This window comes from Rhizobium ecuadorense (assembly GCF_001187535.1).
Classification (GTDB): Bacteria; Pseudomonadota; Alphaproteobacteria; order Rhizobiales; family Rhizobiaceae; genus Rhizobium; species Rhizobium ecuadorense.
Genome location: NZ_LFIO01001267.1, coordinates 1 through 12,453, shown reverse-complemented (window position 1 = coordinate 12,453; position 12,453 = coordinate 1). Strand labels below are relative to the sequence as shown.

The window sequence follows — 12,453 nt, the reverse complement described above, 5'->3', positions numbered from 1 at the left end:
CGCAAACGAGGCCAAGGAACTCCGCCGGTGAAGACCGTCCACGAACGCGCCGACATCGTGCCGTTGCTGGCGGAGATTTTCCGCGAACTCGGCTACGAAGGGACGTCGCTCAGCCGCATCACCCAACGCACCGGCCTCGGCAAGGGCAGCCTTTACCACTTCTTTCCCGGGGGAAAGGAGGAGATGGCTAACGCCGTGCTTGCCGATATCGACGCTTGGTTCGAGCAGGCGATCTATCGGCCGCTGAGACAGGACGACGCCCACCAGGCGATCGCGGCGATGTGGGTCAATGTGAATGATTACTTCAGATCCGGCCGCCGCATCTGCCTTGTCGGCGCCTTTGCCCTTGACGACACAAGGGAGCGGTTTTCGGCGGCGATCGGTGACTACTTCATCCGCTGGATTGGCGCCTTGCGTTCGGCGCTGACTCGCGCAGGCTGTTCAGAGGCGCAAGCGCTCGCAGAGGAAGGTGTCGCCGGCATTCAAGGCGCGCTGGTTTTGGCGCGGGCGCTGGGAGACGAATTGATCTTTACCCGCTCGCTGGAAACGCTGGCGAAGCGGTTTGAGGCTGCGACGCGATGAGGGCTGGCCTTACATCCGCGCCGCTTTGCCTGTATCTCTCAGCGCTGTTGTTGAGGCTGCGGGGCCGGACGCGGATTTTCCCGTTCAAGGCGAATCTGGCGCCATTCGTTTTCCATCTGGTCGACCAGGTGCTGGGGAATGGTGGTTTGCGGAGTCGCAGGCGTCTGCATCGGAAGTCTCCTCTTTTCGCGGCAAGGCTTCAGGGCACGAAGATGCATTGCACAAGACAAAAGGTGTGTAAATCAGTGGCTTAAACACTTTAAACGATTAAATGAATTTTAATCGATTAAGGCGGTTTTAACCACAATATTTCTGGGAAGCGCGGAATGGTTGTCCACATGGACCGAAGTGTCTTTTTCGATGCGGTGCGGGGCGAACTCTTCAAGGGAGAGATGACGCATCCTCAGGTAGTGGGCGTGACGGCGATTCTCGACGCCTGGGAAGAGCGGTTTTCCCATGCCGACTGGCGGTGGCTCGCCTATATCCTCGCAACCGCCTATCACGAGACCGCCTATACGATGCAGCCGGTTCGCGAGACCCTGGCGCAAAGCGATGCCCGCGCCGTCGAAATCCTGGAAACGGCCTTTGCCGCCGGCCGGCTTTCCTGGGTGAAGACGCCCTACTGGCGGCCGGATGAAGATGGCCGCTGCTGGCTCGGGCGCGGCCTGGTGCAGCTCACCCACAAGCGGAACTACGAGGCGATGAGTACGCTGACCGGCATCGACCTCGTTGCCGATCCCGACCGGGCGATGGAGATGGATGCGGCGGTGACGATCCTGATCGACGGCATGTTGCAAGGCAGCTTTACCGGCCACAAGCTTGCCGATCACCTGAACGAGGCGACCGAGGACTGGGTGAACGCGCGGCGCATCGTCAACGGCACCGACCGGGCGGAAAAGCTTGCGGCTTATGCCATGGCCTTCCATGCGGCGATGCGTCCCAATGCTGCGCATGGCTTGATCGCGCGGTTGAAGGCCTGGGGCGCGCGTGTTATCGCGCGGCTGACCCTCTGAAACCTGACAGGAGCTTCGCGTGATCCGCCATATCGTCTTCTTCACCGTGCAGGAGGAACATCTGCAGGAGGTGAGGGCCGGGCTTTCGATCCTGACCGCCATTCCGCATGCGCGGCTCCTGGAAATCGGCACCAATGTGAAGACCGATCAGCTGGGCACCGAGATCGATCTCGTGGTCTATGGCGAATTTGACGATGAGGCAGCACTTGCCGCCTACAAGGCCCATCCGGATTATCAGCTTTCGATCGAGCGAGTGCGGCCGCTCCGCGAAAAGCGCATTGCCGCCGATTACGACAGCCGCACGGCGGTGACGCGGCCGCTTTGAATATCCGCATTCGGTTGCCACATTCCATTGATATTTCAACTGGATGAATGATTTTGCGCAGCGGGAACGCGCCGAACCTCAATCAACTTCCGAGCCGCCGGACTCAACTTTCGAAAAGGCGGCGGCAAGCGATTCAAAAGATTCGGCAAAACGGCGGCGTGCTGATGGTCAGGCGGCGGCAACGGTCGCGGCGCGTGGACGGAGAGCCGCACTCGTTCTAATGTCGATGATAATCACGACATATTAAGAAGGGCTGACCTGACGGCCGGGTTCTTGAGAGGCGGCCGGCCTCAGCTGCGACGCGTGGGCGCCGCGCACCATCGTCATCAATATCAGCACGAAGATCAGCGACAAGGCTGCGAGAGCGGCGCAGACGATAAGCGCCGGGCCGGTGCCGGCACGGTCGAGGATGGCGGTGAAGATGACGGGGGCGATGGCGTTGGCGAGGTTTTGCGGCAGCGACAGCCGGGCCGACTGCAGGCCGTATTCGGCGGGTGAAAACAACGCCAGCGGCAGAAGCGCGCGGGCGACGGTCATGACGCCGGCGCCGAAGCCGTAGAGTAGAACGAAGGTGACGAGCAGCGGTGTCGACGAACCGGCGACCAACAAAATCAGGAAACTGATCATCATCAGGCCGATGCCCGTGGCCGCGCTGAGCATGGGGTTGCCGCGCCGGCCGAGCAGCATGTCGAGGAAACGCGCCGAGATGCCGAGGATGCCGCGTGCCGAACCGAGCTGCAGCGCGAAGGCTGGTGAGGCGCCGGACTGGCGGAAGATTTCGAGCAGCGATGGCGAGACGCCGAAGGTGATGAAGGTCGAGATCGTTGTCGCCGCGGCAATCAGCAGGAAGGCCTTGCGTCGCGCCGTCTTCGACAGTGGCACTGGGGCAATGTCTGCCCCGCTGCCGTCGACATGCGTCACGATTGGTTTCGGCAGGGCGAAAAGATGCAGCGGCAGGCAGACGAAGAATTGCAGGCCGGCGCAGATGAGGAAGGTGACACGCCATCCCACCGCTTCGTTCAGCAGGCTGAGGATCGGCCAGAAGATGGTGCTCGATAGGCCGGTGAACAGCATGAGAATGGCGATGACGCGTTTGCCGTTTACCCCTTCGCGCTCGACAACGGCGGTATAGGCCGGCGCCGAAAGGCCACAGGCCCCGCCGATGCCGATGACGACCCAGGCGGCGGCATAGAGCACGACGCCGTTTGTCGCCGCAAGCAGAAGCAGGCCAAGCGCAAAGGTGAGCGATGAGGCCGAAAGCACCCGGGCGGCGCCGTAGCGGGCGAGCCAGCGACCGGTCGTGGGACCGACGAGGGCGCTGACCATCATCATGATCGTCAGGCCGGCAAACACCACCTCGTTCGCCAAGCCGAGAGCGGGCGCCACGATGCGGCCCATGACCCCGAGCATGTCGAACGTCGTGCCCCAGCCGATCAGCTGGGTGACGGCAAGCACGGTGACCGTCTGCGCCGAGCGGAAGCGGAAGGAATTTGGCATGGGTGCTGAAATGGCCTGAATGCGGGAGCCGCAAGGACATAACAGTTTCAATCGGCCGGTAAAAGCTGCGATGGCAATTCCCGGCAGCATCCACCAGCTGCCGTGGCATGGATGCTCGGGTCAAGCCTGATGCTCGGGTCAAGCCCGAGCAGGACAGAGGGTGGGGAAGCCTATGGAGAAAATACCGTAAGTGCGCAGCGGTTTTGTTGGAATTGCCGTCCTTGTTTTGCGCAATTCCCACGCAAATCCGCCCCGACGATTTTGATGGAATTCCTCCGCACATCCCGCTTCTTGCAGGTCGTTATCCCCACCCTCCGTCCTGCTCGGGCTTGACCCGAGCATCCACCCCCAGCGCTCCGTATGCGCCTGGTGCCGAAGACTTTTCCCACGCGGAGAAGGTCGCCGAAGGTGCCGCGGTAGCAGCCGCCGCCAGCAATCGAGAATGGTTCTAAATGCCCTGTATTACAGCGCATTCATTTGCCATTCAGGTCGCGTGAGTACATATTCGGGGCACGTTGGCATTACCTTGAAAGCATAGCACATGGCCTTTCCTCTGAGCGTCGCAGCATTGGCCGCCGGACTGGTGGTATCGGCGCCCTCACCGGATGGCGCGGGCACCCTCATTCATCGCGTAGCAGGCGATTGCAGCGCTGCCGCAGCCCAGGTCGTCGAGCAGACGGGCGGTCAGCTCCTGTCCGTGCAGCCGGTGGGCGATACCTGTATCATCACCGTTCTGGTGTCGGGCAACGGCCAGCGCCCACGCAAGGTGACGGTAAAGGTTCCGATGTAGGCGGAATCGGTCTATTCAGGACATCATCGATATGAAGCGGACGAAGGCGGACCGATGCGCATTCTGGTAGTCGAAGACGACGTCAATCTGAACCGGCAACTGGCCGACACGCTGAAGGAGGCGGGCTATGTCGTCGATCAGGCGTTCGACGGCGAGGAAGGCCATTTCCTCGGCGATACCGAGCCTTATGACGCCATCATTCTCGATATCGGCCTGCCGGAGTTGGACGGGGTCTCCGTTCTTGAAAAATGGCGCGGCGCCGGCCGCGGCGTGCCGGTGCTGATCCTGACGGCGCGCGACCGCTGGAGCGACAAGGTCGCCGGCATCGACGCAGGGGCCGACGACTACGTCACCAAGCCCTTCCATGTCGAGGAAGTGCTGGCGCGCATTCGGGCGCTGATCCGGCGTGCGGCCGGGCATTCCTCATCCGAAATCATCTGCGGACCGGTACGGCTCGATACAAAATCCTCGAAGGCGACAGTCAACGGCACGACGCTGAAGCTGACCTCGCACGAATACCGCCTGCTTGCCTATCTCATGCATCACATGGGCGAGGTCGTCTCGCGCACCGAATTGGTCGAGCACATGTACGACCAGGATTTTGACCGCGATTCCAACACGATCGAAGTCTTTGTCGGCCGTTTGCGCAAGAAGATGGGCGTCGATCTGATCGAAACGGTGCGCGGTCTCGGTTACCGCATCCAAGCGCCGAAACATGCGAATTAAGTCGCTCACCGCACGTGTTTTGCTACTGACCACGGTCTGGTCGACAGTGGCGCTTGTGGTGATCGGCCTGCTGATCTCCACCCTCTATCGCAAGAGCGCCGAGCGCGGTTTCCAGGATCTGTTGCGGGCGCAGCTCTATAACGTTATCAACTCGGTGACGATAGGCGATCAGGGTGCGCTCAGCGGCAGCCCACAGCTCGGCGACCTGCGTTTTGCCCAGCCGAAGACCGGCTGGTACTGGGTGGTGGAGCCGCTCGGCACCTATACGACGGCGCCGCTGGTATCGCCCTCGCTCGGCTCCGCGCTGATTCCGGTTCCTTCAGTCGTCGAGGCGCCCTTCGACAAGAATTACGAACGCTACTACCAGGTGACGGATGCCTCCGGAAACCGCGTGCAGGTGGCCGAAACCGAAGTGGTGCTCGACACAGACGGGCGAGCGGCGCGCGTCCGCGTCACCGGCAATGTCGATGTCGTCGAGGACGACGTGCGCACCTTTTCCCACAGCCTCTATCTGGCGCTCGCCGGCTTCGGCGTCGGCAGCCTGATCGTCAATGCGCTGGCGATTCTCTATGGCCTGAAGCCGCTCGACAAGGCACGCGCCGCCTTGGAGCGCATCCGCGCCGGCGAGAGCGAGCAGCTGAAAGGTGATTTCCCGCGGGAGATTCTGCCGCTCGCCAACGAGGTCAACGCACTGATCGACAGCAACCGCCGCATCGTCGAGCGGGCCCGCATGCAGGTCGGCAATCTCGCGCATTCGCTGAAGACGCCGATCGCCGTGCTCCTCAATGAGGCGCGCGTGCTCGAAAAATCCCATGGCGAACTGGTGCGCAGCCAAGCGGAATCGATGCAGGGGCAGGTACAGTCCTATCTCAACCGGGCGCGTATCGCCGCCCAGCGCGAATCCGTGCTTGCCCGCACCGATGCCGAGCCGGCGCTCGAGCGGCTGGTGCGCGTCATGCGCCGGTTGAACGTCGATACCGAATTCGATCTCGTCGTCTCGCCGCCGCATCTGGCCGTCGCCATGGAGCAGCAGGATCTCGAGGAGACCGTCGGCAATCTCTTGGAGAATGCGGCGCGTTTTGCCAAGAGCAAGGTCCGGCTTTCGGCCGTCGAGGCCGGCGACGACGTCAGGGGAGCGGAGGCGAGCGCGCGCCGCCACTGGGTGGAGCTCGCCGTCGAGGATGACGGACCGGGCCTGGAGCCCGATCAGATCCGCGAGGCGCTGAAGCGCGGCCGCAGGCTCGACGAGAGCAAGCCCGGAACCGGGCTTGGCCTGTCGATCGTCACCGAGATTTCGAGTGAGTATCAAGGACGGCTTGAGCTGTCCCGCGGCGAATGGGGCGGGCTCAAGGCGAAGCTTATCCTGCCCGGCATCACAAAGGATGTTGCATGAGCAACTGCTTGATGTCACAAAGATACTGGCAAATGTATAGCATGCTTTGCCTTAATGCTGACACGGGGACGCTGCACTTCGATCGGCTGAAATTGACCCCTGATCGTGGTTCGACGCAATGATTTTACGCTCGCAAGGCATGATCGCTTCCGCTCTCCTCGTCGCCGTCGCGCTCACCGGCTGCACGACGACGAAGGGTGCCGCTTCACGTGGCATTTTTTCGAGCAAGCCCTCGGCCTCGGCCGCCTTCCTCACCGCGCTGCAAGGCGGCCTCGCCGGCCGCAGCGGCGTGACGCTGAACGACAGCGACAAGCAGCGGGCGCTGGAGGCGGAATATCGGGCGCTGGAAGGTGCCGCCGTCGGCCAGCCGGTGCTGTGGACCGGCAAGGACGTCACCGGCAAGGTGGTCGCCGCCGCACCCTATCAGGTCGGCTCGCAGAACTGCCGGCAATATACCCATACGCTGACCGTCGACGGCAAGGACACCGTGGTGCGGGGCGCTGCCTGCCGCAACGAGGATGGCAGCTGGTCGCCGCTCGGCTGAATCAGGTGAATTGCGGCTTATAGCCTCAAATCTTCGTCATTCCGGCTTTGGCAGTTGGAATGGCGGCCCGCTTCACGTATTTGGGCCGATATGCTGTTCTGGATTCTCGTTGCCGTTCTGACGGCAGTCGTCGCCGCTGTCCTGCTCTACCCCCTTCTGCGCGGTGCGAAGGTGGCTGAGAATATCCGTGCGGGTGAGGCGGCGGTCTATCGCGATCAGTTGCGCGAACTCGACCGCGATCTCAATGGCGGGCTGATCACGCCTGAAGAAGCCGAATATGCCAGGGCGGAAGTCGGTCGCCGGCTGATCGCCGTTTCTGCCGGCGAGCCGGAAGAGGCACCGAAACCCTTGCGGCACCACCGTTTCACCGAAGCCTTCGTGCTGCTGGTGCTGCCGCTTCTCGGGCTCTGTCTTTATCTGACGACGGGCAGGCCGGACCTGCCCTCGCAGCCGTTGGAAGCGCGGCTGGAAAATCCCGGCAACGATGTGGCGGTGCTGATCGCCAAGGCGGAACGGCATCTGGCGCAAAGCCCCGATGACGGCAAGGGCTGGGACGTGCTGGCGCCGATCTATCTGCGCACCATGCGGGTGAACGATGCGCAAGTGGCCTATCGCAACGCCATCCGGCTGCTCGGCCCAAGCCCCGCCCGGCTCGACGGCCTTGCCGAGACGCTGATGGCGGTCGCCGACGGCGTGGTGACGGAGGAGACGCGTCAGGTGCTGGAACAGTCGCTGGCGCTGGAACCGGATAATCCGCGCGCCCGCTTCTACGTAGCCCTCAGCATGGAGCAGGCGGGGCGGTCCGATGAGGCGCGCGGCGCCTTCGAGGCGCTGGCGAAACAATCGCCGGCCGATGCGCCCTGGCTGCCGCTGGTCAACCAGCATATCGCCATGAATGGCGGCGCGCCGGCCGGTGCGGCTGCCCCGGGCGCCAATCAGGCTGCCCCGGGCGCCGATACGGCTGCCCCCGGCAATCCCACGCCGCAGGATGTGGCGGCGGCCGAAAACATGAGCGCCGGCGACCGGCAGCAGATGATCCGCGGCATGGTTGAAAGCCTCGATGCCAAGCTCAGCGCAGAACCGAACAATTTCGAGGGATGGGTGCGGCTCGTCCGCTCTTACGCCGTCTTGAACGACAAGGATCATGCCGCCGCTGCGCTGAAGCGCGGGCTTGCGGCCTTTCCGCCGGCGGGTGAACAGGGCAGGCAATTGCTGGCGATGGCCAAGGAACTCGGCATATCAACGGAAGGATTGGCTGAATGACGCGCAAGCAGAAGCGCCTGGCGGTGATTTCAGGCGGCATGGGCTTCATTGCCGCCGCCGTGCTTTTGGTGATGTTCGCCTTCAGCCAGTCGGTCGCCTATTTCTACATGCCGGCCGATCTGGCAAAGACGCCGGTGGCGCCGGAAACCCGCATCCGGCTCGGCGGCCTGGTCGGCGAAGGCAGCGTCGTGCGCGGCGCCGGCTCGACGGTGGAATTTTCCGTCACCGACGGCAGCGCCAATGCCGTGAAGGTCCAATATACCGGTATCCTCCCCGATCTCTTCCGCGAGGGGCAGGGGGTCGTCACCGAAGGCATGTTTGCGCCGGGGACCAACGTCTTTACCGCCGATACCGTGCTTGCCAAGCATGACGAGACCTATATGCCGAAGGATGTGGCCGACAGGCTGAAGCAGCAGGGGCTGTGGAAAGAGGGTCAGGGTGAGGAGGCGAAGGCGACGCAATGATCATCGAGATCGGCCATTACGCGCTGGTGCTGGCGCTGGCGACGGCGCTCATTCTTTCGGTCGTCCCTGTCATCGGCGCGCGCCGCCATGACCGGGCGATGATGGATGTGGCGACATCAGGTTCGCTGGCAATGTTCCTGCTCGTGTGCTTCGCCTTCGCGGTTCTGACCTATGCCCATGTCGTCTCCGACTTCTCGGTCGAGAACGTCTGGGAGAATTCGCATTCGCTGGTGCCGCTGATCTACAAATATTCCGGCGTCTGGGGCAATCACGAGGGATCGATGATGCTCTGGCTGCTGATCCTGACGCTGTTCAGCGCGCTCGTCGCCGTCTTCGGGCGCAACCTGCCGGAGACGCTGAAGGCCAATGTGCTGGCCGTGCAGGCCTGGATTTCGGTCGCCTTCACGCTGTTCATCCTTTTGACCTCCAATCCCTTCCTGCGGCTCGATCCGGCCCCGGCCGAGGGCCGCGATCTCAATCCGGTCCTGCAGGATATCGGTCTGGCGATCCATCCGCCGCTGCTCTATCTCGGCTATGTCGGCTTCTCCGTCTGTTTCTCCTTTGCCGTCGCCGCCCTCCTGGAAGGGCGCATCGACGCCGCCTGGGCCCGCTGGGTGCGGCCCTGGACGCTCGCCGCCTGGACTTTTCTGACGCTTGGCATCGCCATGGGCTCCTACTGGGCCTATTACGAACTCGGCTGGGGCGGCTGGTGGTTCTGGGATCCGGTTGAGAACGCCTCCTTCATGCCGTGGCTTGCCGGCACCGCGCTGCTGCATTCGGCCCTCGTCATGGAAAAGCGCGAGGCGCTTAAGATCTGGACGGTGCTGCTCGCCATCCTCACCTTCTCGCTGTCGCTGATGGGCACCTTCCTGGTGCGCTCCGGCGTGCTGACCTCGGTGCATGCCTTTGCCAGCGATCCCTCCCGCGGCGTCTTCATTCTCTGCATTCTGCTGATCTTCATCGGCGGGGCGCTGTCGCTGTTTGCCTTCCGCGCGCCGAAGCTTTCGGCCGGCGGGCTGTTTGCGCCGATTTCGCGCGAGGGCGCGCTCGTCGTCAACAATCTGATCCTGACGGTCGCCTGCGGCACGGTGCTCACCGGCACGCTCTACCCGTTGCTGCTGGAGACGCTCACTGGTGACAAGATTTCCGTCGGGCCGCCCTTCTTCAACCTGACCTTTGGCCTGCTGATGGCGCCGCTGATCGTCATCGTGCCCTTCGGGCCGCTGCTGGCCTGGAAGCGCGGCGACCTGCTCGGCGTTTTGCAGCGGCTCTATGTCGTCGCCGGCCTCGCCTTCGCTGCCGCGGTGATCTTCTTCTATCTCCAGCATGGCGGGCCGGTACTCTCAGTGCTCGGGCTCGCGGCCGGGCTGTTCCTGGTTTTCGGGTCCATCGCCGATCTCTGGTATCGCGCCGGCGTCGGCAAGGTCGCGGGCAATGTCGCCTGGCGCCGTCTGACCGGCCTGCCGCGTTCGGCCTTCGGCACCGCCCTTGCCCATGCCGGGCTCGGCATCAGCGTGCTCGGCATCGTCGCGGTGACGACGTTCCAGACCGAGCATGTCATCGAGATGAAGCCCGGCGAGACCACCGATGCCGGCGGTTACAGCCTGCATTTCGACGGCATGCAGCCGGCGACCGGGCCGAACTATACCGAGGAGCGCGGCCACTTCACCATCCGCCGCGCCGGTGTCGCGGTTGCCGATACCTGGTCGGCCAAACGCCTCTACACCGCCCGCCAGATGCCGACGACGGAGGCCGGCATCCTGACCTTCGGCCTCAGCCAGCTCTACGTCTCGCTCGGCGACGCCACCAAGGACGGCGGCATCGTCGTGCGCATCTGGTGGAAACCGTTCATCCTCTGCATCTGGGGCGGCGCTTTGATCATGGCCTTCGGCGGCCTCGTCTCCCTCAGCGACCGCCGTCTGCGCGTCGGCGCGCCACGCAGGAAGGCGAAGGCGGCAAAGCCGGCAGCGCCTGCAATGGAGCCGGCGGAATGATGGGCTCTCTCCTTTTTCCCCCTTCTCCCCACAGGGGAGAAGATGCCCGAAGGGCAGATGAGGGGGCCGAGCGGCAGAGCCGCGAGGAGCTTGAGCGCAAGCGAAAGGTCGTTTTTGCTGCGAGTGGCCGCCCCCTCATCCGCCCTGTCGGGCACCTTCTCCCCGAGGGGAGAAGGGGAATGCGGCTGCTCTCCCGACTCCTCGTCATCCTGTTCATCCTCTTCACACCCTTCTCCGCCTTCGCCGTCAATCCCGACGAGGTACTGGCTGATCCGGCTTTGGAAGCCCGGGCGCGGGCCCTTTCGGCGGAACTGCGCTGCATGGTCTGCCAGAACCAGTCGATCGACGATTCCAACGCCGATCTCGCCAAGGACCTGCGCCTGCTGGTGCGCGAGCGCATCACCGATGGCGACAGCGACGAGGCGGTGCTGAACTATATCGTCTCGCGCTACGGCGAATTCGTGCTGCTGAAGCCGCGTGTCGGTATGAAGACGGTGCTGCTCTGGGGCGCTCCGGTGCTGCTGGTGCTCGCCGGCGGACTGTCGCTGCTGGTCTTTGCGCGCAAAAGGGCTGGCAAACCGACTGGCAGCAAGCTGACGGCGGACGAACAGGCGAAGCTGAGCGAGCTTCTGAAAAAATAACTGGCCAGCTGGCAACTCTCCAGCGTGACGTGCGCGCGCGGCGGGGTGATGCGCAATCAACCGCAAAATTGTGAAGCTTGGGTGACCTGATCAGACCGGGACCAGTCCGTAGCGGAGCATGATCTCATTGGCCTTCGCGAGGTCCGGTTTGCCGGGCACGTTCACCACCTCGGCAATTTCCTCGAAATAACGCCGTCCAATTGTACCCGGCGTGATGGTCGCCAAGACCTTGGCTGTGCCATCATGCAGGTTCTCGTGATGGTGCACTGCCCCTCGCGGAATGAATATGGCGTCGCCGGCGCGAATCTCGCGCGTTTGCCCGTCGACAATGACGGTGAGCGCGCCTTCAAGGCCGTAGAGGAATTCGTCTGCATCCCGATGACTGTGCGGAGCGGGAACGCGCGCCCGGGATGGCACTGTGAATTCGAACACCGTCGCGCCGACCTCACTGATGAGAAAACGCAGTTCGAGTTGCCCGATCCGCACAATATCGTTTCGTACCGCTTCCATCTAAGGCCCCCACAATGTAAAGTAACTTTACATCAAAACGTAAAGTGGCTTTACATATATGTCAATCCCATTGCCCCCGGATTCAATTCCCGACGCGTTGCCCGGTCCGCCGTTTTTTGGCGCGCTGCTGCGCATTGTCTGGCAGCATGTGCGCGAACGCATGCTGCAAGCCATTCACGAGGCGGGCTTTGCCGACTTCCAGGAGGCGCATTTTGCTGTGTTCTCGTTTCCGCTGCCGGATGGCACGAGACCGTCCGAACTCGCGCGTCAGAAGCGGATGTCGCGACAAGCTGTGAATTATCTGCTCAGCCAGCTTGAAGACCTGGGCTATGTCGAGCGTCGTGCAGCCGACGGCAGCGATCGCCGACTGGTCTATCTGACGCCACGGGGACATGAAGTCGTCGTAGCCATTTTCGGATGTCTTCGGCAGTTGCATGAGCAATGGTCCAAAGAGGTTGGAAAGGAGCGCTTCGATGACTTCGTAGATGTGTTGAAGCAGCTGTCGACCAAAGCACAAGAACCGGCAAGCCACTGAAAAAACTCAACTTTGCGACGGCGGTAAGAGACGTCTCAAAACGGTTCGAGAACCTATTAATGCATGTCGTCCGGAAGTGTGCAGCGGTTCCGGGATAACGACATGCATAAAAACAAAGGGCTAGGAGTCGTGGACTCTTGGGATTCCCAAAGGTGAGCAAATCAGATTCAAGACTG

General features: G+C 62.7%; 15 protein-coding genes. 12 read left to right on the top strand and 3 right to left on the bottom strand.

Annotated elements, in window-relative coordinates; genetic code table 11:
• Positions 1 to 27 precede the first annotated feature (27 nt).
• Positions 28 to 582 carry a TetR/AcrR family transcriptional regulator gene (locus AF337_RS26215; RefSeq protein WP_049734407.1) on the top strand — a complete coding sequence of 185 codons (555 nt, stop codon included), beginning with the start codon at positions 28 to 30 and terminating at the stop codon, positions 580 to 582.
• A 38-nt stretch (positions 583 to 620) separates the two neighbouring features.
• Here AF337_RS26215 and AF337_RS46120 read toward each other — a convergent pair whose 3' ends face one another.
• Complete coding sequence (locus AF337_RS46120; RefSeq protein WP_280138871.1) at positions 621 to 752, bottom strand: hypothetical protein; 132 nt, start codon at positions 750 to 752, stop codon at positions 621 to 623.
• Positions 753 to 908: 156 nt separating this feature from the next.
• Here AF337_RS46120 and AF337_RS26210 point away from each other — a divergent pair, with 156 nt between their 5' ends.
• Positions 909 to 1,595, top strand: a complete 687-nt coding sequence (locus AF337_RS26210) for a chitinase (protein WP_049734406.1) — start codon at positions 909 to 911, stop codon at positions 1,593 to 1,595.
• A gap of 19 nt (positions 1,596 to 1,614) precedes the next feature.
• A complete protein-coding gene (locus tag AF337_RS26205; RefSeq protein WP_012557062.1) occupies positions 1,615 to 1,920 on the top strand; it encodes a Dabb family protein in 306 nt (101 codons plus the stop codon).
• 243 nt (positions 1,921 to 2,163) lie between these two features.
• On the opposite strand, the gene AF337_RS26200 is transcribed toward AF337_RS26205, so the two are convergent.
• Positions 2,164 to 3,417 (bottom strand): MFS transporter, encoded by a 1,254-nt coding sequence (locus tag AF337_RS26200; RefSeq protein ID WP_193393661.1) that lies wholly within the window; start codon positions 3,415 to 3,417, stop codon positions 2,164 to 2,166.
• A 541-nt stretch (positions 3,418 to 3,958) separates the two neighbouring features.
• On the opposite strand from AF337_RS26200, the gene AF337_RS26195 reads away from it, so the two are divergent.
• The 8 genes from AF337_RS26195 to AF337_RS26160 all read left to right on the top strand — a co-directional run bounded on the left by AF337_RS26195 (position 3,959) and on the right by AF337_RS26160 (position 11,232).
• Entirely contained in the window at positions 3,959 to 4,207 is a 249-nt protein-coding gene (locus AF337_RS26195; RefSeq protein ID WP_049734405.1) for a hypothetical protein, read from the top strand.
• A gap of 54 nt (positions 4,208 to 4,261) precedes the next feature.
• The gene (locus AF337_RS26190; protein ID WP_049734404.1) at positions 4,262 to 4,933 is read left to right on the top strand and encodes a response regulator transcription factor; all 672 of its coding nucleotides are present in this window, start codon (positions 4,262 to 4,264) and stop codon (positions 4,931 to 4,933) included.
• Positions 4,923 to 6,326, top strand: a complete 1,404-nt coding sequence (locus AF337_RS26185; protein ID WP_049734403.1) for a sensor histidine kinase — start codon at positions 4,923 to 4,925, stop codon at positions 6,324 to 6,326. The genes AF337_RS26190 and AF337_RS26185 overlap by 11 nt, the downstream gene beginning before the upstream one ends.
• A gap of 118 nt (positions 6,327 to 6,444) precedes the next feature.
• Positions 6,445 to 6,870 (top strand): hypothetical protein, encoded by a 426-nt coding sequence (locus AF337_RS26180; RefSeq protein WP_049734402.1) that lies wholly within the window; start codon positions 6,445 to 6,447, stop codon positions 6,868 to 6,870.
• Positions 6,871 to 6,960: 90 nt separating this feature from the next.
• A complete protein-coding gene (ccmI, locus tag AF337_RS26175; RefSeq protein ID WP_049734401.1) occupies positions 6,961 to 8,133 on the top strand; it encodes a c-type cytochrome biogenesis protein CcmI in 1,173 nt (390 codons plus the stop codon).
• Positions 8,130 to 8,597 (top strand): cytochrome c maturation protein CcmE, encoded by a 468-nt coding sequence (gene ccmE, locus AF337_RS26170; protein WP_049734400.1) that lies wholly within the window; start codon positions 8,130 to 8,132, stop codon positions 8,595 to 8,597. The genes ccmI and ccmE overlap by 4 nt, the downstream gene beginning before the upstream one ends.
• Positions 8,594 to 10,591, top strand: coding sequence for a heme lyase CcmF/NrfE family subunit (locus AF337_RS26165; protein ID WP_049734399.1), 1,998 nt, complete (start codon positions 8,594 to 8,596; stop codon positions 10,589 to 10,591). Before ccmE ends, AF337_RS26165 begins: the two co-directional genes overlap by 4 nt.
• 185 nt (positions 10,592 to 10,776) lie before the next feature.
• Positions 10,777 to 11,232 (top strand): cytochrome c-type biogenesis protein, encoded by a 456-nt coding sequence (locus AF337_RS26160; RefSeq protein ID WP_049734577.1) that lies wholly within the window; start codon positions 10,777 to 10,779, stop codon positions 11,230 to 11,232.
• Between the two features lie 90 nt (positions 11,233 to 11,322).
• Here AF337_RS26160 and AF337_RS26155 read toward each other — a convergent pair whose 3' ends face one another.
• Positions 11,323 to 11,742 carry a cupin domain-containing protein gene (locus AF337_RS26155; RefSeq protein WP_049734398.1) on the bottom strand — a complete coding sequence of 140 codons (420 nt, stop codon included), beginning with the start codon at positions 11,740 to 11,742 and terminating at the stop codon, positions 11,323 to 11,325.
• Between the two features lie 58 nt (positions 11,743 to 11,800).
• On the opposite strand from AF337_RS26155, the gene AF337_RS26150 reads away from it, so the two are divergent.
• Positions 11,801 to 12,277, top strand: a complete 477-nt coding sequence (locus AF337_RS26150; RefSeq protein WP_063844350.1) for a MarR family winged helix-turn-helix transcriptional regulator — start codon at positions 11,801 to 11,803, stop codon at positions 12,275 to 12,277.
• Positions 12,278 to 12,453 lie beyond the last annotated feature (176 nt).